The sequence below is a fragment of the Pseudoalteromonas sp. SG43-1 genome (genome assembly GCF_014164415.1).
Taxonomy (GTDB): Bacteria; Pseudomonadota; Gammaproteobacteria; order Enterobacterales; family Alteromonadaceae; genus Pseudoalteromonas; species Pseudoalteromonas distincta.
In genome coordinates this window covers 62,316-85,455 of record NZ_JACJFD010000001.1, presented here as the reverse complement: position 1 = coordinate 85,455, position 23,140 = coordinate 62,316, and the positions used below count along the sequence as shown (strand labels likewise).

Genomic DNA, 23,140 nt, shown 5'->3' with positions numbered 1-23,140 from the left:
CAAAATTAAGGAGGGGATTATCTCAGTAATTGCAGGGGTATTTCAAGTCAATTAGAATAAAAAGCCATATAACGAGCAATTAATCTAAATAATCACCCGTTGGTTAACATAAAACCACTGTATTTTAATCAATTTGTATTTTCGGTGTCACGAAAATAAGTAATTCACGCTTTTCATTAAACTCACTTGTGGTTTTAAATAGTCTTCCTACGTAAGGAATGTCACCTAAAATTGGCACTTTACTCGTAGTATTAATGATTTGCTGTTGGAAAATACCACCGAGTACTACGGTTTGGCCATTCTCGACTAACACTTGTGTTTGAATTTCTTGAGTATCAATAGACACCGCTTCACCAGTACCTGTTTGTACAGTATCACCACGTGTATCTTGAGTAATAATTAAATCTAGAATTACTTTATTATCAGGTGTGATATGAGGTGTAACTTCTAAGCTCAGTACCGCTTTTTTAAAGCTTACGGTAGTAGCACCGCTTGAAGCTGACTCAGTATAAGGAATTTCAGTACCTTGCTCTATTCGGGCTTTTTGCTGATTAGCCGCTATGATACGTGGACTAGCAATAATCTCACCTTTATTCTCTTCCTCAAGCGCACTTAGCTCTAAATCAATCAGCGTGCCGTTAGCCAGTTTTGCTATGTGTAAGCCAATGCTAGCCGCAGGGTTAGTGATAGGTAAATTTACATTTAATCGGTCTGAAATACTTGGTGCATCTGAAGTAGATGTCGCATTATAAATACCTTCTGCGCCTTCAAGAGAGCCTGAAATACCAACACTACTGCCTTGGTCACTAAAGCCCCAACGTACGCCTAAGTCTTCAGTAACGTTATCGCGCACAGTTACCATTCGAGATTCTATTACAACCTGCTGCACTGGAATATCAAGCGTTTCAATCATGCGGCGAATGTTTTCTATACTCTTAACAGTATCTTTTACTAACAAAGTATTTGTACGTTGATCAACAGATACACTACCACGGGCAGTTATAATACTGTTTGTATCTGTTTTTAATAGATCAGCAAAATTTTCGGCTTTAGCATAGTTTAATCGGATGTATTCACTATATAGAGGCTCTAAGTCTTCAACTTGCTGTTTAGCTTTTAAATCTTTGGCTTCACGTGCTGCAAGTTCTTCTGCAGGCGCTACCATTAATATAGAGCCATCCATGCGCTTATCTAGCCCTTTAATACGTAGTACTACGTCAAGCGCTTGATCCCACGGTACACCATCTAGGCGCAGCGTTATATTGCCCGTTACTGAATCACTGGTTACTAAGTTAAAGTCGTTGTAACCCGCGATAATTTGCAGTGCTGCACGCACAGAGATATCTTGAAAATTTAAGGTCATAGGGCGACCTTGATACTCAACACCACCATCTAAGTACGCATTTTGCGTTTCATCTTTTTCTACTGTCAACGTTAAAATATTATCTATTTGCTGATACGTAAACGTGAACTGAGCATTAGGTTCGATAACAACACGGCTTAAACCATCTTCTTTAAAAGTCTCGATATTACTTACAACAGTTCCAAAATCTAATACATCTAATTCATAAAGTAGATCGTCTAAAATATCGGTGTGATGAAAGTCAGCGTAAATTTTCCCGCCACTTTCATGGACTTCAATTGCAGCTTGAGTGTCTTGTAAAAATACAAGTACTTTTGCTTCACCCTTCTCACCACGTCTAAAATCAATTGACTGGATACGGTTAATGTAATTTCCACTTTCATCACCTGAGTCCATCACTACATCTTCATTTTCAGGTTCTGTAAGAGGGTTATCAGAGACACGTATCGATACTAAATTGTTATGAACTTCAGTCTCATAAATTTTTAATCTATCTAAGTTTACCGTTACCTTTAAACCACTGTTAGTTAAAACATTAGTAACACTGCTAATTCCAGCTTGATTAACTTCAACATCATTTAAACCAACTTCTAACTCTGCAGAATCAAAAAACATTTCGATTCGGGCTGGGCTATTAAACACTTGAACTTTTGGTTCAAAGGTTAACTCTTCATCAAAAACAAGCTGTAATTCAGTTTCGCCTTTAAGTAATGGATTATAACGAACATCATAAAGCAATGGCCCAGCTATGGCTGAGTTTACAGTGACTAAAGCAACAGCAGCCAGTAATGTCCGTGAAATACGATGAAGCCAAAGTACATCCTTATGCATCCTATTTTTACCTTTTTTATTATTAATTTGCGCCATCTGTTGCCGCCTCTAACATTTCTAATTTCGTCAGGCGCTCTTTCCAACAGCCAGACCCATCAGGGATTAATTCCACTAATTCTATATAGTCGTTGCTTACTCTTTTTACTTTGCCATCATAACTTCCAAGATAATTCCCTACCGTTACGCGGTGCAAAGTGTCATCTGTTGCTGTAATTAATGCCCATATTTGTCCACTAGAGCCAATTGTGCCTTTCATTGCTAAATTATCTAGCGGGTATTTCTCTAACGGTTCGCGGCGACGCTCTTGATCTGGGTGCAAACAGTTTTTTACCTGCGTTAGTTTATTTTGAATAATCTCAGGCTGAGGCGCTACAAACGGGCTACGTAGCTGACCAGCACTGTACTCAAATATTTCAAACTTTGTCAGTTCAGGAATCGTCTCAACCTTTGGTGTGGTGCTTGCTTTTACCTGATCAATAAATTCTTTTTGCTCAGAAGTGTCATCATTACAACCAGCTAAAACAAATGCTATAGCTAAAGGTACTACGCGAAGGAGTTTCATTTTTTAACCCCTTCTTCATAACGATATGTTTTTGCAACAACACTGAATGTTAACTGTTTATCGCCCGATGATAAAATAGAAAAGTCATGTAAGCTTACAATTCGGGGTAACTGGGCCACTTTACCTACAAACTCACCAAACTCATGGTAGCTACCTATTACTTCGATTTTAATAGGCAGCTCGGTATAAAATTCTTTTTCAACTTCTGGCAGCCAACCTATTTTTAAAAAAGTCAGACCACTCGTTGTCCCAACATATGATAAATCATCAAGTAAACCAGGAGTTTCATTCGAAGTGGGTAGACGCTTTAATAGCTGAGAAAACTTATCTTCCATTTCAATCATTTGTTGACGATATATTTCAAGCTTGCTCGCTACTGCATACTTAGTTCGATAAGTTGTTCGTAGTTCAACTTCTTTTGCCACGGCACTATGGTAGCTGTCAATTTCATCAGAAACTAATAGGCTATAACTAAAAAACAATACAAGGCCCGCAACAAATGTGCAGCAAATTGCTTTAACAGCAATTGGCCAATCACCAATGTTATCAAGCTCTATTTCATTCCAATCAATTTCACTCAGTGCTTTAAAATCAAGGTTCATCGCTAACCTCACCAATTTTATCAAATGGTTTTACATAAAATTCCATATTAAAATCACTAAGTAAACGCGAAGATTGATCGCCTGCAACAATGCCCTGCATTGAAGGATTCTCTAGTAAATATGAGCTTTGTACTTGGCGGAGCATTGTTGATAGACGATTATTAGATTCACTACGTCCTAAAACATGTATTTGGCTGCCTTTGCGCTCCAGTTTTGTTAAATAAACACCACCTGGCACTATTTTGGCAACTTCATCCATTATTTGCGTACCCAAGTTACGGCTGCTTTGCAATTCTTCAATGAGCCTCATACGCTGTTGTAAATTTTCCTTTCTTTTATCTAAGCTTCGTATTTCACTTATTTTTTTATCTAGCATGCTAATTTCTGAGCTTAAATAATTATTCTTTAAGTTTTGACCGTCTTTTAAGGCACTATAAAAAGAGCTTAATAAATACATACTTGCAAAACAAAGTATAACGACACCAACAAGTATAGTTACAAATTTCTTTTTCGATTCTTCGCGTTGTGATTCACGCCAAGGCAGTAGATTTATATGTGGCATGTTGAAAAACTCCTTAATGCCAACCCTGTTGCAATTGCAAACTGCGTTTTGTGACGCTGCATTATATTACGGTCTACCTTTGGGGAAATTTCCATATTTACAAAAGGCTCTGCAACAACTGAGTGGATACCGAGTTCTTCAATAAGCAATCGGTCGATACCTTTTATCATCGATGTACCGCCCGTTAATACAATATAATCTATTTGCTCTTTACCGCTGGTTGTTAAAAACATTTGCACAGCTCTGCGAACTTGTTGAAGTAACGAAGTTTGAAAAGGGGCTAATACTTCAAAGGTATAGTTTGGCGGTAAATCACCTGATGTTTTGCCTATTTCGGCTTCATCAAAGCCTTTATTATAATAAGCAACAATACTATTTGTATATTGATCGCCACCAAAAACTTGGTCACGGGTATAAATGGTTTCCCCAGCTTGCACAACACTCACAAGCATTAAAACTGCGCCAATATCGACCACAGCCACACACTTATTAAATGCATCGCTAGGTAATTGTTGATAGTAAACGTCCATAGCACGGCTCAATGCGTAGCTTTCTACATCTACTATTTTGGCCTCTAAATTTGCGGCTTCTAAAGCGCCCACCCGTGCTTCAACACTCTCAGTACGAGCAGCCGAAAGCAAAACATTCATTTTGCTAGGATCGGCCTCATTCGTCGAAAGCTTCTCAAAATCGAGGCTCACTTCATCAAGTGGGTAAGGGATTAAACTATCAGCTTCAATTTCAATTTGCGATTCAAGTTCAGCATCTGTTAACGATACATCCATGAAGATCACTTTTGTAATAACTGTTTGGCCAGAAACAGCCACTGCAGCAGATTTTAACGACTTCGGTAATTTTTTTCTTAATTTTGTAATAACGTTACCAATCGCTTCAATATCTTGGATTGTGCGCTCACTCATCGCACCTTTTGGCATCGGCTCAATTGCAAGTGCTTCTAGTCGAAATCCAGTTTCAATTTCACGTAAAAGCACCGCTTTGATAGAGTGCGATCCAATATCAATTCCTACCATCATCGGGGACGGTTTTTGAAATAGTTGACTTAGCATGTTTCAACTTGGCCTTTGTTTTAATAATAAACAAGTTATAATTTTTATCTGAAAAAATATTATTCATTTTTTAATCAATATATACTAGCAGTCAAAACTCGCAATTGGGAGTCCATTTAGGGAAATATAAGTGATTTTATTAAAACGAACTTTACAATTTTTTATCATTTGTGTGTTAATTGGTCTGATCACTTTGGTCAGTCTTTATTACTACGTTAAACCTGATATCCCCAGTGTGCAAGTTTTAAAAGACGTGCAATTACAAACTCCTATGCAAGTATTCACAAAAGATGGGCTTTTAATCAATCAATTTGGTGAAAAGCGTCGTATTCCAGTGACTATTGATGAAATTCCTCAAACACTCATTAATGCATTTTTAGCGACAGAAGATAATCGATTTTACGATCATATAGGCATAGATCCTATAGGTATTGTGCGTTCGGCTATTGTTCTTATATCTACCGGCGAGAAAAAACAAGGCGCAAGTACTATTACTATGCAGCTTGCTCGTAATTTCTTTTTAACTCGCGAAAAAGCATATATTCGTAAAGTTAAAGAAATATTTATAGCGCTACATATTGAAGGTGTATTAACAAAAGACGAAATTTTAGAGCTTTACCTTAATAAAATAGAATTAGGTAATCGCGCTTTTGGTATTGGTGCTGCAGCACAAGTTTATTACGGTAAGGAGTTAAAAGATTTAACACTTGCACAAATGGCGATGATTGCAGGTTTACCGAAGGCCCCTTCAGCTTTAAACCCAATTCGTAACCCAACGCGTGCAAAAGCACGCCGAAATGTTGTTTTAGGGCGTTTATTAACTGAAAATTATATTACTCAAGAAAAATATAACGAAGCAACGAGCCAACCTATCACCGCTTATTTTCATGGTGCTGAAATAAATTTATACGCCCCGTATATTTCTGAAATGGTGCGCGCTGAAATGGTCTCGCGTTATGGAATAGATAAAGCTTACAACTCAGGTTTTAAAATTTTCACCTCGGTAGAGTCTAAAGTTCAAAAAGCAGCGCAAAACGCACTTGTAAATAACTTACATAATTACGATATGCGCCATGGTTTTAGAGGACCAACAGATGCTTTATGGGACCCTGAAACACAACCTGCTTTAACTGAGCAACAAATACTCAGTAAATTACAAAGCGTAAATGAGTTGGGTACTTTGAAAGCAGCAGCCGTGCTTAGTGTTAATGATAAAACAGCGTCGGTATTACTTAAAAGTGGCGAGCGCACAACTCTTACTTGGGATAACTTAAAATGGGCGCGTAAATATATTACTCGTTACCGCCAAAGTTTTGCTCCAAAAGCAGCTACAGATATTTTAACGCCAGGAATGCAAATATGGGTGCGTAAAAATGAAGATGACAGCTACTTACTAAGCCAAATACCAGAAGCATCAAGTGCTATTGTGTCACTCGACCCACAAGATGGCAGAATTAAAGCTATTGTAGGTGGTTACAGCTTTGAACAAAGTCAATATAACCGAGCGGTACAAGCAAAGCGTCAAGTAGGTTCTAATATAAAACCTTTTATATATTCAGCAGCACTTGAAAAAGGTTACACGCTTGCGTCTATATTAAACGATGCTCCTATAAACCAATGGGATAAAAGCCAAGGCGTAGCATGGCGTCCCAAAAACAGTCCTGCTGTATATAATGGTCCGATAAGAATTCGCCGTGCTTTAGCACAATCTAAAAACGTTATTTCGGTGCGCTTACTACGCGGCGTTGGATTACAACGTACAGCTGATCATTTATTAAAGTTTGGCTTTAAAGATTCAGACATTAATCGCAGTGAATCACTAGCACTGGGTAGTGCTTCCATTACTCCACTTGAACTTGCTCGTGGCATGAGCGCATTTGCCAATGGTGGCCACTTAATTGAACCTTACTTTATTTCAGAAATTCAAGATGCTTACGGTAATGTATTGTTCAAAGCAAACCCTGCCCTTGCCTGTGACGAAGAGTCTTTACCAACACATAATGAATTCTCACTTCATAATAGTAGTGATGAAGTGAAGCCAACAAAAAAATGTGCACCGAGAATTATTTCTAAGCAGAATGCTTTTTTAATTGCTGATGCAATGCACAGTGGTATTTGGGGCGGCGGTAGTTGGGCCCATAAAACGGGTTGGAGTGGTACAGGTTGGCGCGCACAAGCTTTAGAACGTCGTGATCTTTCGGGTAAAACAGGCACAACTAACGATTCTGTAGACACCTGGTTTAGTGGCTTTAACAGTAAAGTAATGACTTCTGTGTGGGTGGGCTTTGATAACCCAGGTAACGCTCTTGGCCGTTCTACGTACAATAACAACTTAGATAGCAGCCAAATATCTGGTGCTGAATCGGGGGCTAAAACAGCGCAGCCTGCATGGATTGAATTTATGAAAGCCGCACTTGAGGGAACACCTGAAGCGCCAATTGAGCCACCTGAGGGGCTTGTTTCGATTCGTATTGATTTAGCCACTGGTTTGCTAAGCCACAAAAATGACTACACCAGCCGCTTTGAATACTTCGAAAAAGGCACTGCACCGACAAAGTATGTGCTATCTCTGCCAAACGATATATTTGAAGAAGACACAAAAACCGAAGAAGAGCTATTTTAATAATATCTCTGTAATACAAAAAACGGCAGCTTATTTAAGCTGCCGTTTTAATTTAAATAATGGCTTATTTTAAGTTTTGAACAAGCCAATATAAGTCAGAGTGTACACCCGCAGCGGTTACTTCTTTCCCAGCCCCAGGCCCCTGAATCACAAGCGCGTTATCACTATACCATTTGCTATTAATTACAAAAATATTATCGCCAGGTGTAAGGTTTGCTAACACATCTCCATTGGTCACATACGTAATTCCTACTTTAGCGATAACTTCAGTTTTTGTTATATCTAATAGGCCTGTGTATCTCAGTACTGAGTTATTAGCTTTTGCTGTATCAGCATGCTCTTCAATGAACGCATCTAGCTGGGCTTTATTGTTTAGAAAGTCTTCCCAGCTTCCTAGCGCAAGATCGCCGGGCATTAATGCCGATAAGCTAATATCATCAAGCTCAAGCTCTATACCTAACTCTCGGGCTAAAATAAGTAACTTACGCTGCATATCTCGTCCAGATAAATCCTCGCGAGGGTCAGGCTCTGTGAACCCCATTTTCTGAGCTTCTAATACCAACTCAGAAAAAGCAGTGGTACCATCATACTTACTACATAACCACGAAAGCGTACCCGAGAACACGCCTTCAATACGCGTAATTTTATCACCACTATTTTGCAAATCAGCCAAAGCAAAATTGATAGGTAAGCCTGCGCCTACACTTGTATTATATCGCCAATGTAAATTACGTTCGCCAAGGTTACTACGAAGTGCTTTATACCAAGAAGTCGGTGCTGTACCTGCATATTTGTTAGCACTAATTAAATGACAATCTCTGTCTACAAAATCTGTATATAAAAAGCTAAACTGCTCACTTGCAGTAATATCAATTAAAACTTTATGTTCGTAGTCAAGCTCGCTTATCGCATTAAGTAAATCCGCAGTTTCATAGCTATTCGCCTCATGCTGCCATTGAGTTTTCCATTGCGATATATTTATGCCACTTGCATTAAATAACATATGTTTAGAGCGAACCAGCGCTACCAATTTAATACTAAAGTCGCCTGATAAACGCTCAAATTGTGCCGATAACTGCTCAATAAAAGCATCGCCTACATTGCCAAGGCCCGCAACTATAACGGCTATTTCTTGGCCTTTATTGATTAGCTTATCGTGTAAGACGCTTTGTATATCGCTATCTATAAATTGGTCTGTTAGTAATAAAACATAACCATTATCTTGATGCACAAAACGCGGTTTTATAGTCTGCTCAGCTAATACCTCTAAAGCTTGCAGTTTTAGTACGCTAACGTCTTGCTCAGGGGCAACAATTGCACAGCCATTTAAATTTGACTCACTAATATTAGCTCTACCAGCAAAGTAATTAATAACTTGATATGTTTGTGCAGCCGGTACTACTAAATACACTTCACCATTATGGTTAAAATGATGAAGGCTATGCTGAATAAGCTGACTAACGCTTGCGACCTCACCTTCACTTAATCCTTCAACCATTAACAAATCAACATTTTGCAGCGTGGTTATAAAGCGCTTTTTCTTTGCTGAACCTTCTTTTACTATATCTGTTGGGCTTGCTTGCACATCAAAACTACTACGAACAGCTAGCTTAATATCGCTGTTTTTAAGTGGCGATAGTGTTTTTGCATGTAATACAGGGTTACCCAAACGAGCTAATAAATTAGCTTGTCCGCGACAAATTTTGCCGTACTTAATCGCCTTTTTTACCTTTCGAGGATCAGTGCTAAACACACCCTGTGTATCGGTCCAAATACATACCTGCTTAGCATCACAGTAATTTGCAAGTAGTGTTGCACTATAATCGCTACCGTTGCGTCCAAGTGTTACGGTCTCACCTTTCGTATCGGCGGCAATAAACCCAGTAACAATATTTATCTTATTAGGTAAAATTGACTGTCGACATTGCTGCGCATTTTGCGCATGCATTAATTCACCATCGTTTAAGGTAAAAAGACTACGGGCATCTTGAGCACACGCCTCAATATTTAGCTGCTGTAAATAAGTAGCGAGTAAACGTGCTGACCACAGTTCCCCGTGCGCAAGTAACGCAGCCTCTTTTAGCTGCTCAGCTTGAGCAAGTTCTGCAATATTACTAAGCTCGGTATTTAGTGTTCTAAGTGCGCAGCGCTTTAAATCAGCTTGTAATAACTGCTCAATTAAATCGCTTTGATGGTTATTTAACTGCAGTAAAATATCAGCGACAGCTTGCGTGTCTTGCAGCTGATAACTTTGCCACAACGACACAAGTGTATCTGTAGTTTTACCTGCAGCAGACACCACAACACAGTCGCCCGGCTGAGTATGCCCAATAATTATTTTAGCTACGCTTTGATAGCGCTCACTAGAGCTTAAGCTTGAACCACCAAATTTATGCACACAATTGACCATATTTATACCAATTCGCTTAATTAAGTTGTCTATTTTGAGGTAAGAAAACCGTATCGATAACAAGGCAAAAATTTCGTTATTTAGTTGTTCTATATTAGGAATTTTTAACGATGTTATCGTGCGGTTTAATCCCTCAAATTGATTAGGTATTATTGCGGATTGGTATTAATTACCAAAGCGCTGGACGGGCTGCACTTAATTTAACGTTTCCACCAGAAGTGCCAGCACCTTTGCCTACACGGCCAACATTTTTATTTTGCCCTGGTTTTACAAGTTCAAATACTCGTTCAAAGTCAGCTATTAAATCGTGTATATCTTCAATCCCAACCGAAATACGAATAAGCGTATCGCCCACACCCGCTTCTAAACGTGCCTTTGCCTCCATACCTGCGTGCGTCATAGTTGCAGGGTGACAAATTAAGCTCTCTACGCCACCTAGTGACTCAGCTAAACTAAACGTTTTAAGGCTAGTTAAAAATGCTGCCGCGTCGTTTATATCGCCTTTAATATCAAAACTAACCATGCCACCGAAGCCAAGTTGTTGTGCTTTAGCAAGTTCATGTTGAGGATGCGACTCAAGTCCAGGATAGTAAACTTGGCTTACAAAATTGGAACTTTCAAGGTACTCAGCTATTGCTAGCGCATTTTCTTGGTGCTGCCTTAAGCGCACATTTAAAGTACGTAGACCACGAAGCGTTAAATAACTATCAAAAGGGGCGCCCGTAATACCAATATTATTTGCCCACCAAGCAAGCTCATCACCAAGCTCTTGTGTTGCAGCAATAACAGCGCCGCCCACTACATCTGAGTGCCCGTTAATATATTTAGTAGTTGAATGCACCACAATATCTACACCAAACTTAATAGGGTTTTGTAAGGCAGGAGACAAAAACGTGTTATCTGCGGCAACCAATGCACCGCATTGCTTAGCAACATCGGTAACCGCTTTAATATCGGTTAAACGAAGTACTGGGTTACTTGGAGTCTCTATCCAAATAAGCTTAGGTTTAATTGCTAAAATTTGTTGAAGGCTTTCTTCTTTTGTTAAATCTAATACTTCAAGCTTCAATAGTCCGCGTTTTTGTAACGATGTAAATAAACGATAGCTTCCACCATAACAATCATGTGGAATTACTAACGTGTCGTCACTGTTAAGTAGCTGAGTAGCTAAATGCACGGCAGCCATACCAGTGGCCGTAATTATGCCACGAGCGCCACCTTCAAGCTTAGCAAGCGTCTCTGCTAAAATATCACGATTAGGGTTACCACTGCGGCCATAATCATACTCACGCTTAGTATCAAAGTCGGCAAACGAATAAGTCGTTGATAAATAAATTGGCGGCACCACTGCACCATGATGTTTATCAGCATCAACGCCGTTACGTACAGCAATGGTCGCTTTGTTTTTTTCGCTCATATTCGTCACCTGATTAATTTGGATGTTTAGACGTCTAAAAGAGTAAGTTATCCGTTTTAATAAGTCAAAGGATTTTAAAGCTCTAGATGGCTAAAGTTAGGTAAGGCGTTTGCTAGTATCACATTTTAGCTCACAAAAGTGAGCTTATTTTTACATCCCAAATAGGCTTATTAAGATAGATCGGTATCTATTATTTGACTATCTTTTTTAAATCGATAGAATTTCACGCATATTTACACGCTTTTTATACCGTGTGAGAAATTAATAATCTGAGGCAACGATACATCTTATGGCTAAATGGAATGGTGAGTATATTCACCCATACGCAGAACACGGGAAAAAATCAGAGCAAGTTAAAAAGATCACCGTTTCGATCCCACTAAATGTATTAAAAGTTTTAACGGATGAGCGTACGCGTCGTCAAATCAACAACCTTCGCCATGCAACAAATAGTGAATTGCTATGTGAGGCGTTTTTGCATGCATTTACTGGCCAACCTTTACCAAATGACGATGACCTACGTAAAGACAACGCAGAAAAAGTACCAGAAGAAGTTAAAAAGATAATGCAAGAAATGGGTTTAGAAGTGCCTATTTTAAACGAAGAATAAATCGTTACCTTTTTAATCAAAAAACCTCAGCATTGCTGAGGTTTTTTTGTTTAAGCGTTATATATTACGCCATATAATTTTCAGGCAAGTCAATTTGCGCAACACCCGACTCTACCGCAGCAAGTGCTACAGCTTTAGCTATACGCGGTAGTAAACGCGGATCCATTGGTTTTGGAATAATGTACTGCGCACCAAACTCTAGCTTATCTACGCCTGCGGCTTTTAAAACTTCTGCAGGTACAGGCTCTTTGGCAATACTACGAATAGCCTCAACTGCAGCAATTTTCATTTCATCGTTAATCGCGCTTGCACGTACATCAAGTGCACCACGGAAAATAAACGGGAAACATAAAACATTGTTAACCTGGTTAGGGTAATCAGAGCGCCCTGTTGCCATAATTAAATCGTTGCGTGCGCCGTGAGCAAGTGCAGGATCGATCTCTGGATCTGGGTTTGAACATGCAAACACGACCGGTTTTTTTGCCATTAGTTTTAAATCTTCGGCAGCTAACAAGTTAGGACCCGAAACACCAACAAACACATCAGCATCTGCAATTACATCTTGCAATGTGCGTTTATCGGTATTGTTAGCAAAAAGCTGTTTATATTCATTTAAATCATCGCGACGAGTATGAATAACACCTTTGCGGTCAAGCATATAAATGTGTTCACGCAGTGCACCACACTTAATTAACAGTTCCATACACGCAACTGCAGCAGCGCCTGCACCTAAACATACAATTATTGCATCTTCAATTGATTTACCTTGTACTTCTAGTGCATTTAACATGCCGGCAGCCGTAACAATGGCGGTACCGTGTTGGTCGTCATGAAAAACAGGAATGCTACAACGCTCTATTAATGCTTTTTCAATTTCAAAACACTCTGGTGCTTTAATATCTTCAAGGTTAATACCACCGAATGTGTCAGCAATATTGGCAACCGTGTTAATAAAGTCTTCTGTTGTTTTGTGCTTTACTTCAATATCAATAGAATCAAGCCCTGCAAAACGCTTAAACAATAACGCCTTGCCTTCCATTACTGGTTTGGACGCTAAAGGACCTAAATTACCCAAGCCCAAAATTGCAGTACCATTAGTGATAACCGCAACCATGTTACCTTTACCGGTATATTTATATGCATTTGCAGGATCTGCGGCAATTTCACGTACAGGCTCAGCGACACCTGGGCTATAAGCTAGGGCTAAGTCTTGAACTGTTTCAGCTGGTTTGGTTAGCTCAATGCTAATTTTACCAGGTACGGGATGTGAGTGATAATGTAGTGCTTGTTCACGAAAGTCAGACATAACGCGATGGTATCCTGCAATTTAAGTTAAAGTGAGAGGTGGAGTCTTGGGGTACGATACCCTTATTATTTTTAAATTCCAAGCAATATCAGGTCTATCCTGTTATATGCTATATCCTTTAATTTTAAGAGGTTTTTCAGTAACTTTGCAGGATTATATAAACATTTGATAAATAAAAATTCACCAAAAAAGTAAGTTTTGAGGTGTGTTTATGTCTATTAAAATATTAAAAAAATGTATGTTTAACACATCATCATAAACTTAAAATAACAGCCTACTACACTACTTTAAAAACAGATAAGCCCACGTTAGCTACTTTTATCAACCTAGTTAAAATTTGTACTATTTAAAATATAGAGAATATCTATCCATTTGTCTGTAAAGGTTTATGCATACTCAGAATAAGAATAGGAAATAGTTATGCAAGGTGTGATGTAGCTCGAGCAAGCTAAATAAGATAAGAAGTAGTAAATTTTAGACACAAAAAAAGCACCCTAAGGTGCTTTTTTTAACTAAACAGCAATAATTACTTCTTGCTGCTAAGTGCACCGAAGCGCTTGTTGAAGCGATCAACACGGCCGCCAGTGTCTAAAATCTTTTGCTTACCAGTGTAAAACGGGTGACACGCAGAACATACGTCTAAGTGAATGTCTTTACAAAGAGTTGAGCTAGTTTCGAATTTGTTTCCGCATGAACATGTTGCAGAAATTACTTCGTACTTAGGGTGAATACCTTCTTTCATAGGAACCTCTAGTTAAGGCCGCATCGCTCTCCAAACCCGAAGTCTGGCACCATACGTCGTTAAAACAAATTTGTTGGTGGCGGATTTTATCCAACAACCTTCCCCTGCACAAGTATTTATTTATCTTTTCGCTAAAAAAGTGAACAATCTCTTTCTCAAGTACTATTGCTAGTAGGTTTTTAGCGGTATTTTTAGTACATTACAGCATTAATTTTACGGGTTGAGTTGTTATGAGTTTTGTTGAAGTTGCTATTAAAGTCCCGCTTCCACGCACCTTTGATTATAAAATAGAAGAGCAGCTCAGTGGCTTATCAACCCCAATACTTCCGGGCATGCGGGTTTTAGTGCCTTTTGGTAATCAAAAAAAAGTGGCTGTTGTTCTGGGCATTAAAAACAGTACCGACGTCCCTTTAAATAAAATTAAGAATATTATAGAGGTAATAGACGACACCCCTATTTTAAGTGCCCAACATTTAGAACTCCTTAGCTTTACTGCCCGCTATTATTGCTACCCCTTAGGCGAAACTATTCATATAGCGCTACCGAGTGTACTTCGCCAAGGTGAATCGCCAGATAAAACCAGTATTAATATGGTTGCCCTGACAGAAAAAGGTGCAAAAGTACCGTCATTAAAAGCTAAAACACAGCTCAATTTATTAAAGCAGTTATCGCAATCGGGGAAATCATCGTTAACCGAATTAAAAGCTCTTGGCTTTAGTAAAAAAACAATCGATAGCCTAATAGATAAAGAACTCATAACACAAACTATTGAGCACGATAACCAATGGCAAAGTGTTGCTCCAACTGTCGGTAGTAAACCAGTACTTAATAAAGAACAAGCGGTTGCCTGTACGGCAATAAATCAAAGTAGTGGATTTAGCAGCTTTTTATTAGAAGGCGTAACTGGCAGTGGTAAAACAGAAGTGTATTTACAGTGCCTAGAAGAAGTACTCAAACGTGGCGAGCAAGCATTAGTATTAGTGCCAGAAATAGGCTTAACGCCACAAACTGTAAACCGTTTTCGTCGCCGCTTTCCTGATACACCCATTATGCTTTGGCATTCAGCCCTTACCGACAACGAGCGATTGCAAACATGGCGTTTTTGCGAAAAAGGCAGTTGTGCAATAGTTATAGGAACACGTTCGAGTATTTTTCTGCCATTTTTAAAACTCGGTATGATAGTTGTCGATGAAGAGCACGATTCATCATTTAAGCAACAAGATACCCTTCGTTACCATGCTCGTGATTTGGCCGCATACAGAGCTTTTCAGCATAAAATACCACTTATATTAGGCAGTGCTACACCCGCACTTGAAACACTTCACAAAGCAATTAATAACAAATATCAGCTACTAAGTTTAACCGAGCGCGCGCAAACTGCGACAGATAACCAATTTAAGTTACTCGATATGAAAGGCCAACCCGACCAAGCAGGTATTGCACATGCAAGCCTTGCAACTATGCGCCAACACTTAAATCGCGGTAAACAGGTTATGGTTTTTTTAAATCGCCGAGGTTTTTCACCCACTCTTATTTGCCATGAATGTGGCTGGCTAAGTGAATGTAAACGCTGCAGTACCAGCGCCACATTTCATAAAGCGATTGGGCAAATGATTTGTCATCACTGTGGCGATCAATACCCTGTTCCTCACCAATGTCCTGATTGTGGAAGTACGCAAATATTTCCAAATGGCAAAGGTACAGAGCAAATTGAAGAGTTTTTATCGACCGAGTTTCCAGATACACCCGTTACTCGCATAGACCGCGATTCAACTCGCCGTAAAGGCAGCCTTGAAAAAGCACTAGATGAAATAAACCTAGGCGGTGCACGCATTTTAGTAGGCACACAAATGCTTGCCAAAGGCCATCACTTTGCAGATGTAAGCCTTGTTATAATTTTAGACGTAGATAGCGGTTTATACTCATGCGACTTTAGGGCAACAGAGCATTTAGCACAGTTAGTTACTCAAGTCGCGGGGCGAGCTGGGCGTTCAGGGGAGCCTGGCCAAGTATTATTACAAACACACTTTCCAGAACACCCACTTTTACAAGACTTAGTTAATAATGGTTACCAAGACTTTGCTCGCTTTGCACTGAGTGAACGCGATGATGCAGACTTACCACCCATTACAAATATGGCTATTGTCCGTGCACAAGGACACAGCATTAAGCTAGTCGTCGATTTTTTGACGGATTTGGTTCCTGTGAATGGGGTATCTGGTATACAATTGCTCGGTCCGATCCCTGCTCCACTTGAAAAAGTCGCAGGTATGTATCGTTTTCAATTACATATTCAAGCGCAAGATCGTCGCATATTACATCAGTACCTTGCGCAAATGGTTGATTATTTAAGTTCAAGTAAACTTGCACAAAAAGTACGCTGGAGCTTAGACGTAGACCCTATAGACATGATTTAGGTTAAGGCCAAAATAACACCATGGCACAGCACGATTATATTAACAAAAAGCCTGCAGGCAGAAACAGTAAAAAAAACGCACCCGCTAAAAAACCATTTCCTATTCTTTTAGCTGTCATAGCCATCTTACTCGTCGGTGGTTTTGCTTATACATTATGGTTTATAAAAAGTAATGCAGATCCAAAACTTGTCGAAAAACAAGCAAACCCCACTGCGCCCGCAAAAGTAGAAGTGGTTATTCCACGCACACCAGAGTTTATTAAAGAAATTAGAAACCACGAGATTCAAGTTGAAGTGAAAGAACTTGAGCAAAAAGGTCCTTACGTTATGCAGTGTGGTTCGTTTAAAACCCACGCACAAGCGGAATCGCTAAAAGCTAAAATAGCATTTGCAGGCCTCATTTCTGAAATAAAACAGGCTGAAGGCAGCAATGGTACTTGGTATAAAGTGCGCTTAGGCCCATATAAAACCAAACGACAAGCCGAAAGTGATAAAAACAAACTTAAACGTGTAAAAATAGTCGGCTGCGGAATTTGGGGCTGGACTTGAAAATAAACCATTCACCCATATAACCTCTTCATAATCGTTTTTTACGAGTTGCCTCTGCAGCTCGATGATGAGGAATAACATGACTACTATCGTAAGTGTACGCCGTGGCGACAAGGTTGTAATTGGCGGCGATGGCCAAGTGTCTCTTGGTAATACCGTAATGAAGGGCAACGCCCGTAAAGTTCGACGTCTTTATAATGGCAAAGTAATCGCTGGTTTTGCCGGCGGTACTGCTGATGCCTTCACTCTTTTCGAACGCTTTGAAAGCAAATTAGAAATGCACCAAGGAAACCTGACTAAAGCCGCAGTAGAAATGGCTAAAGATTGGCGCAGCGACCGTGCACTTCGAAAACTCGAAGCTCTGCTCGCTGTTGCAGACGAAACAGCCTCTTTAATTATTACCGGTAATGGCGATGTGGTTCAACCTGAAAACGACCTAATTGCAATTGGCAGTGGTGGTAACTTTGCACAATCAGCTGCAACCGCCCTTTTAGAAAATACAGATTTAAGCGCTCGTGAAATAGTAGAGAAAAGCTTAACTATTGCAGGCAACATCTGCGTATTTACTAATAACTTCCAAACAATCGAAGAATTATAATAGGAACTATCATGTCTGATATGACCCCAAGAGAAATTGTTCACGAGCTAGATCAGCACATTATAGGTCAGGCTAAAGCAAAAAAAGCAGTGGCTATCGCACTTCGTAACCGCTGGCGCCGCATGCAACTCAAAGAAGATTTACGCAGCGAAGTAACACCAAAAAACATTTTAATGATTGGTCCAACCGGTGTAGGTAAAACAGAAATTGCCCGCCGATTAGCAAAACTTGCTAACGCACCCTTTATTAAAGTAGAAGCGACTAAGTTCACTGAAGTTGGCTATGTTGGTAAAGAAGTTGAGACTATCATCCGCGATTTAGTCGATGTATCAATTAAAATGACTCGCGAACAGCAGACTAAGAAATTTAAACATCGCGCCGAAGAAGCAGCAGAAGAGCGCATTTTAGATGCCCTTTTACCACCAGCGAAAGATCAATACGGCGAAACGCAGCGTGATGATAACTCATCAACTCGCCAAACGTTCCGTAAAAAGCTACGTGAAGGTCAGCTAGATGATAAAGAAATTGAAATCGATTTAGCACAAGCACAACCAAACGTAGAAATTATGGCGCCTCCTGGTATGGAAGATATGACCAACCAGCTACAAAGCATGTTTCAAAACATGGGCGGCGATAAGCGCACTAAGCGTAAACTAAAAATCAAAGAAGCCTTCAAACTATTAACGGAAGAAGAAGCCGCTAAATTAGTAAATCCTGAAGAGCTAAAAGAGCAAGCTATTTTTGCAGTAGAGCAAAACGGTATTGTGTTTATTGATGAAATAGACAAAATTTGTAAGCGCGGCGATTCTTCAGGTCCAGATGTGAGCCGAGAAGGTGTTCAGCGCGACTTACTACCGCTAATTGAAGGTTCAACTGTAAATACTAAGCACGGAATGGTTAAAACTGACCATATGCTGTTTATTGCCTCTGGTGCGTTTCAGATGGCAAAGCCATCAGATATGATCCCAGAGCTACAGGGCCGCTTACCGATTCGAGTAGAACTTGAAGCACTTACTGCAGATGACTTTAAACGCATCCTTACAGAGCCTCATGCATCGCTTACCGAGCAACAACGAGAGCTGCTTAAAACTGAGCAGGTATCGATTGAGTTTAGCGACGATGCAATTGAACGTATTGCCAAAGCAGCTTGGCAAGTTAACGAGAAAACCGAAAACATCGGTGCTCGTCGTTTACACACTGTAATGGAAAGATTGATGGAAGAAATTTCATACGACGCTTCTGAAAAAGCAGGCTCGTCATTAGTAATCGACGCCGCTTATGTTGAGAAACACTTAGGTGCACTTGTTGAAGATGAAGACTTAAGCCGCTTTATTCTATAAAACGAATATAAACGTTATACTAAAAGCCTCCAGATTGGGGGCTTTTTAATGGGAAATATTAAATGAAACACGTAACAAAAGTGCATTACCACAGTGTAAGTAAAAATCTAGATGTTTACTTTGATGATGACAGTAAAGCTGTATTTAGCTGTGAGTTTTTACGTGTACACTCCCCTTCAGCTGAAGTGCAGGGCCATGGCTCTGGCCCAATGAAGCTAGTACTTAATAAGCAAGCTGTAGGAATAAAAAGTATTGTACCTGTTGGGCATTACGCACTTCGTTTAGATTTTGACGATGGCCATAACAGCGGACTATTTAGCTGGCGCTACTTTGAAAAACTACAACAGCAACAAGATATATTGTGGAGTGAATATTTAGCGCGGGTAACTGAACACGAAAAAAGTAAAGATAGCGTGCCTATAAAATTTGTTCCTTAAACTTTATAGGCCCGTTCTATTAAGCGTTATTAAACCTTAAATTTATCAATTGCAGTGAACAGAACGCGAGCCTGCTCAGAGACCTCTTCACTTGTTTGCGCATTGTTAGCAGCATGTTCAGTTGCGTCTTGTGCAATATCGCGAATTCTTACTACATTTTTATTAACCTCTGATGCCACTTGGCTTTGCTCATCAATAGCAACTGCTATTTGAGAGCTCATTTCCATTATTGTTTGTACATCTTCAGTAATTGCGCCTAATAGCTCACCTGCTTTAATTGCTTGCGAGGCACTTTCATCACCTTGAGAGCGACATTTGTGCATAATACTCACCACTTCTTGAGTACGCTGCTGTAAGGTACTTATAATACCTTCAATCTCACTTGTAGACTCTTGAGTACGCTTTGCTAATGAACGAACCTCATCTGCAACAACAGCAAAACCACGACCATACTCACCAGCACGGGCCGCTTCTATTGCCGCATTAAGTGCAAGTAAATTTGTTTGATCTGCAATCCCTCGAATTACATCAAGCACTGAACCAATTGTTTCACCATCTTTTTCAAGTTGCGACACTACATTTGATGCATTCCCCAGCGAATCAGATAGGGCCCTAATGTGCTTAACGGTAGAATCTACTTCACTACGCCCTTGTTGTGCACTTAAATTTGTTGACTCTGCTTTTTTCGCAGCCGCTTCAGTATTATGTGAAATATCCTGAATCGTCGCCTGCATTTCGGTGGCTGCCGTTGCAACCATGTCGGCTTCATGTAGTTGCTCTTGCATACCAGAGCTTGTTGCTGCGGTACTTTGTGATAAATGCTCTGTTGCTACATTTAGCGTGTTTAAAGCACCATTAACTTCGTTAATTAAGTTCTTAAAATCGCCTATTAAGCTATTAAAGTCGACCGTCATGGTGGTAATTTCGTCTTTACCAGTTTGCTCTATCATCACGCTCAAATCATTATTACGACGAATATCGTTAATGGTGTGATAAACCCGCTCAATAGGTACAATAATGGAGTGGCTTGTAAAATAAACGAGTGCTAATACAATCACACCTGCAATCACAAATACCAAAATAGCTAAAAATTGAGCCTGCTCTACACTTTGCTCTACTTGTAACTTAGTGTCTTTAACGATTTTAGAAACAATGGCGTCGCTTTTATCTACACTGTCACGCATTACTCCAAGTGCGCCTGACTCAAGATCTAGCCCTAGCTTAGTTTGCGCCTGCACAAGTGTTTGAAATTCGCTTTGGTATATATCAATCAAAGGATTAATTTGTGCTTTATAGTCGCTTGGCAGCTGTGCTGCAGCTATCTGCTGCTTAAATGTATTAATTCCCTCATTAAAACGCCCTAAGTACTTAATATCAAATCTCAGCATGAAATCTTTTTCTGAGCGTCTTAGTTGCAGCATTGACGACAGCAGTTGGTAATTTTGCTGCTCTTTTAATAGTTGCTCAACTTCATGAACCGAGCTTCTAAGCTTGCCATATAACCCGTCGGTCGGGGTTAAACCAATCTCTTTTTGAAGCTTAACAACAGTTTCAAAATCATTATTATAGCTATTTATTAGTTGCTCAAAGCGCTGGACCTGCTCCTGTGCAATACCTTGGTTAGCCATTAACTGTTGTAACTTTTTTACTTTATCACTTAACTGCTCAAAATCCGTTACAAATGCAGTTAACGCATCTTCTTGTTTATAAAACAAAAAGTTTTTTTCATGTTTACGCAATGCTAATGCATGTACGTTGAGCTCTTCTGCAAATTGAATAGTCTTGTTTAAGCTCAAGGTTGTACGTGATTCAAAAATAATCACGCATAAAAGGACCACCATTGCTAAACCAACAACGACTGCGTTTAGTTGTAAACGTCGTTTAATTGTTAAGTTTTGTAAAAAATTCATCGCTAACGCCTTTTTTAAATATGCATTTGTATTATAGCTAATAGATCAAAAGCGACTAATTAATTTAACTTTTTATTATTGGTAATTCTAAACAGTTTAAATGTGATGGCTATAAGGCGACACTATCCCACAAACCTTTATGTAACGATTGTGTGTTATTCCATTGTTGTTTAACCAACCAATCAATTAAAGGCGCGGGATCGCTGGGGTAATTTATTTGCTTGTTTTGCGGCGCGCTATTCCAATCATCAAGGGCTTGTGGGTTTAAATAGTTCATAACATGCGCCATGCCCATGGCAAATAAAGTTTGTGCATTTGCTGCTTGCTCAAACTGACCATCTAAAGGCTTTAATAGTAACTTTTTACCTAACTTAAGCGCTTCACTGGCAAGCTCAAATCCCGCATTACCAATAACGCCACTTGTGTTTGCTAAGTCGTTTAAAAAGCCAGAACGTGAAGGGGCTCGTAAATGTATATGTCCAAAAGACTGATTGCTGGCATTTGGGTGATAGCAATAAAATTCTTTTTCGGGAAAGTCTTTTAAATAATCAACAACGCTATCTAAGTTTTCGAAAGGTAAATATACCAATACCTTGTTCATTACTGCTACAGGGTTGTCGTGATTATGATGAGCAATAAAAGGCGGTATTATATTATTTGCAAATGGTTGCCAGTGCACGCCTAAGTAGGTAGTCGCTGGTGCATAATGCTTGATAAGTGATTTTCTCAGTACGCCACGACCAAACATAGGTACGTTATCTGACAAAAATGCTGCTTGGTGACTAATGCCAATAACGGGTATACCTGCCCGTTTTGCAGCCCATGCTGTCACAGGCTCAAAGTCGTTAAGTACAAAATCGTACTGTTTTATCTCAAGCGATTTTATATCACTCACCAACTTACAAATTCGCATGTTTTTAAGTGTTTTTAAATTTTTAACTTGCCCATTTTCAGTGCTAAACGACAAACCACGATACGCTTTATAATCTGAGAATTCGTGCATATCAAAGTAATCTTTATTTGCGCGCCCTGAAAACACATAATCAACATCAATACCGAGCTTATTAAAGCAGCTTGCCATAACCCGAGCGCGCGTTATATGACCATTACCGGTACCTTGTACTCCATACAATATTTTCATGCAGGCACCACGAGTGCTAACGCAAATAAACCACAAAAACTACCAATCGTTGCGCCTATTATAATATCAGCAGGAAAGTGCACACCCAATACCACACGAGACATAGCAACGCCGGTAGCCCAACTAAATAGTAGTAATGCATATTCTGGGAAAAAATGGCTTAATATAATTGCCACTAAAAAGGCTGCAGCACTGTGACCCGATGGTAAACTAAATTTATCGCTTGGTACTATATAGGCATTTGTTACTAAGCAGTCGCATGGACGGATCCGAGCAAATCTATTTTTAGCTAGTAGGTAAATAGGTCTTTCTATAGCAAAACCAATTAATATAGTGACAGGCAATAATTGGTGCTGTTCATTATTACTAAGCCACCACACTGCTAAGCATATTAATATATAAAGCCCACCATCACCGCTTTTAGACAAACCAAAGGCCATTGTTTTAAACCACCTCGGTGAATTGCAATTAAACAAAGTTAAAAATAATTGCTCATCTATCTGAGTTACCTTTTTAAGCATATTATTATTCATCACCATCCCTCATCGCATAACATATGAACACCGATTTAGCTTATGTGTTGTAAATAACAATTGAGTGACGCTTTTAATACACTATTATTGCGATTAATGATTTAGCGCTTGTTTTGCCTAA

19 protein-coding genes are annotated in these 23,140 nt (G+C 39.4%); 7 read left to right on the top strand and 12 right to left on the bottom strand.

From position 1 onward, the window contains the following. Nucleotides 1-124: 124 nt before the first annotated feature. Genes H5159_RS00340 through H5159_RS00320 form a run of 5 tightly spaced genes read right to left on the bottom strand, consistent with a single transcriptional unit; the run spans nucleotide 125 to nucleotide 4,987 of the window. The gene (locus tag H5159_RS00340; RefSeq protein WP_024596027.1) at nucleotides 125-2,230 is read right to left on the bottom strand and encodes a type IV pilus secretin PilQ; all 2,106 of its coding nucleotides are present in this window, start codon (nucleotides 2,228-2,230) and stop codon (nucleotides 125-127) included. Continuing rightward, complete coding sequence (locus tag H5159_RS00335; protein ID WP_002958378.1) at nucleotides 2,217-2,756, bottom strand: pilus assembly protein PilP; 540 nt, start codon at nucleotides 2,754-2,756, stop codon at nucleotides 2,217-2,219. Before H5159_RS00335 ends, H5159_RS00340 begins: the two co-directional genes overlap by 14 nt. Beyond that, nucleotides 2,753-3,358 (bottom strand): type 4a pilus biogenesis protein PilO, encoded by a 606-nt coding sequence (locus H5159_RS00330; protein WP_024596028.1) that lies wholly within the window; start codon nucleotides 3,356-3,358, stop codon nucleotides 2,753-2,755. Before H5159_RS00330 ends, H5159_RS00335 begins: the two co-directional genes overlap by 4 nt. After that, on the bottom strand, nucleotides 3,348-3,920 hold the full coding sequence (locus H5159_RS00325) for a PilN domain-containing protein (protein WP_002958376.1): 573 nt from the start codon (nucleotides 3,918-3,920) through the stop codon (nucleotides 3,348-3,350). Before H5159_RS00325 ends, H5159_RS00330 begins: the two co-directional genes overlap by 11 nt. Further along, nucleotides 3,908-4,987: a pilus assembly protein PilM gene (locus tag H5159_RS00320; RefSeq protein ID WP_024596029.1), complete on the bottom strand. Its 1,080-nt coding sequence runs from the start codon at nucleotides 4,985-4,987 to the stop codon at nucleotides 3,908-3,910. The genes H5159_RS00325 and H5159_RS00320 overlap by 13 nt, the downstream gene beginning before the upstream one ends. Nucleotides 4,988-5,117: 130 nt before the next feature. On the opposite strand from H5159_RS00320, the gene H5159_RS00315 reads away from it, so the two are divergent. Further along, the gene (locus H5159_RS00315) at nucleotides 5,118-7,610 is read left to right on the top strand and encodes a penicillin-binding protein 1A (RefSeq protein ID WP_182779486.1); all 2,493 of its coding nucleotides are present in this window, start codon (nucleotides 5,118-5,120) and stop codon (nucleotides 7,608-7,610) included. A gap of 64 nt (nucleotides 7,611-7,674) precedes the next feature. Here the strand turns inward: H5159_RS00315 and metL are convergent, their stop codons facing one another. Together metL and metB are read right to left on the bottom strand one after the other, a co-directional pair. Further along, a complete protein-coding gene (gene metL / locus H5159_RS00310) occupies nucleotides 7,675-10,020 on the bottom strand; it encodes a bifunctional aspartate kinase/homoserine dehydrogenase II (protein WP_182779485.1) in 2,346 nt (781 codons plus the stop codon). A gap of 169 nt (nucleotides 10,021-10,189) precedes the next feature. Continuing rightward, a complete protein-coding gene (metB, locus tag H5159_RS00305) occupies nucleotides 10,190-11,437 on the bottom strand; it encodes a cystathionine gamma-synthase (RefSeq protein WP_182693844.1) in 1,248 nt (415 codons plus the stop codon). A gap of 289 nt (nucleotides 11,438-11,726) precedes the next feature. Here metB and metJ point away from each other — a divergent pair, with 289 nt between their 5' ends. After that, nucleotides 11,727-12,047, top strand: a complete 321-nt coding sequence (metJ, locus tag H5159_RS00300; protein WP_002958371.1) for a met regulon transcriptional regulator MetJ — start codon at nucleotides 11,727-11,729, stop codon at nucleotides 12,045-12,047. Between the two features lie 64 nt (nucleotides 12,048-12,111). Here metJ and H5159_RS00295 read toward each other — a convergent pair whose 3' ends face one another. After that, the gene (locus tag H5159_RS00295) at nucleotides 12,112-13,353 is read right to left on the bottom strand and encodes a malic enzyme-like NAD(P)-binding protein (protein WP_182696194.1); all 1,242 of its coding nucleotides are present in this window, start codon (nucleotides 13,351-13,353) and stop codon (nucleotides 12,112-12,114) included. 526 nt (nucleotides 13,354-13,879) lie between these two features. Further along, nucleotides 13,880-14,095: a 50S ribosomal protein L31 gene (rpmE, locus tag H5159_RS00290; RefSeq protein WP_002958369.1), complete on the bottom strand. Its 216-nt coding sequence runs from the start codon at nucleotides 14,093-14,095 to the stop codon at nucleotides 13,880-13,882. A 230-nt stretch (nucleotides 14,096-14,325) separates the two neighbouring features. On the opposite strand from rpmE, the gene priA reads away from it, so the two are divergent. The 5 genes from priA (at nucleotide 14,326) to H5159_RS00265 (ending at nucleotide 19,435) form a co-directional block, all read left to right on the top strand. Then, nucleotides 14,326-16,512, top strand: coding sequence for a primosomal protein N' (gene priA / locus H5159_RS00285; protein WP_154903921.1), 2,187 nt, complete (start codon nucleotides 14,326-14,328; stop codon nucleotides 16,510-16,512). 20 nt (nucleotides 16,513-16,532) lie between these two features. Continuing rightward, on the top strand, nucleotides 16,533-17,060 hold the full coding sequence (locus H5159_RS00280) for an SPOR domain-containing protein (protein WP_024596311.1): 528 nt from the start codon (nucleotides 16,533-16,535) through the stop codon (nucleotides 17,058-17,060). Nucleotides 17,061-17,139: 79 nt separating this feature from the next. Next, on the top strand, nucleotides 17,140-17,658 hold the full coding sequence (hslV, locus tag H5159_RS00275) for an ATP-dependent protease subunit HslV (protein ID WP_002958366.1): 519 nt from the start codon (nucleotides 17,140-17,142) through the stop codon (nucleotides 17,656-17,658). Nucleotides 17,659-17,669: 11 nt separating this feature from the next. Continuing rightward, nucleotides 17,670-18,998 (top strand): HslU--HslV peptidase ATPase subunit, encoded by a 1,329-nt coding sequence (gene hslU, locus H5159_RS00270; RefSeq protein WP_024596310.1) that lies wholly within the window; start codon nucleotides 17,670-17,672, stop codon nucleotides 18,996-18,998. A gap of 62 nt (nucleotides 18,999-19,060) precedes the next feature. After that, on the top strand, nucleotides 19,061-19,435 hold the full coding sequence (locus H5159_RS00265) for a gamma-butyrobetaine hydroxylase-like domain-containing protein (protein ID WP_182733615.1): 375 nt from the start codon (nucleotides 19,061-19,063) through the stop codon (nucleotides 19,433-19,435). A 29-nt stretch (nucleotides 19,436-19,464) separates the two neighbouring features. Here H5159_RS00265 and H5159_RS00260 read toward each other — a convergent pair whose 3' ends face one another. The 3 genes from H5159_RS00260 to H5159_RS00250 all read right to left on the bottom strand — a co-directional run bounded on the left by H5159_RS00260 (nucleotide 19,465) and on the right by H5159_RS00250 (nucleotide 23,022). Next, entirely contained in the window at nucleotides 19,465-21,345 is a 1,881-nt protein-coding gene (locus H5159_RS00260) for a methyl-accepting chemotaxis protein (protein ID WP_182779484.1), read from the bottom strand. Between the two features lie 109 nt (nucleotides 21,346-21,454). Next, nucleotides 21,455-22,486 (bottom strand): MJ1255/VC2487 family glycosyltransferase, encoded by a 1,032-nt coding sequence (locus H5159_RS00255; RefSeq protein WP_002958362.1) that lies wholly within the window; start codon nucleotides 22,484-22,486, stop codon nucleotides 21,455-21,457. Further along, complete coding sequence (locus H5159_RS00250) at nucleotides 22,483-23,022, bottom strand: phosphatase PAP2 family protein (RefSeq protein ID WP_024596307.1); 540 nt, start codon at nucleotides 23,020-23,022, stop codon at nucleotides 22,483-22,485. The genes H5159_RS00255 and H5159_RS00250 overlap by 4 nt, the downstream gene beginning before the upstream one ends. Between the last annotated feature and the right edge of the window lie 118 nt (nucleotides 23,023-23,140).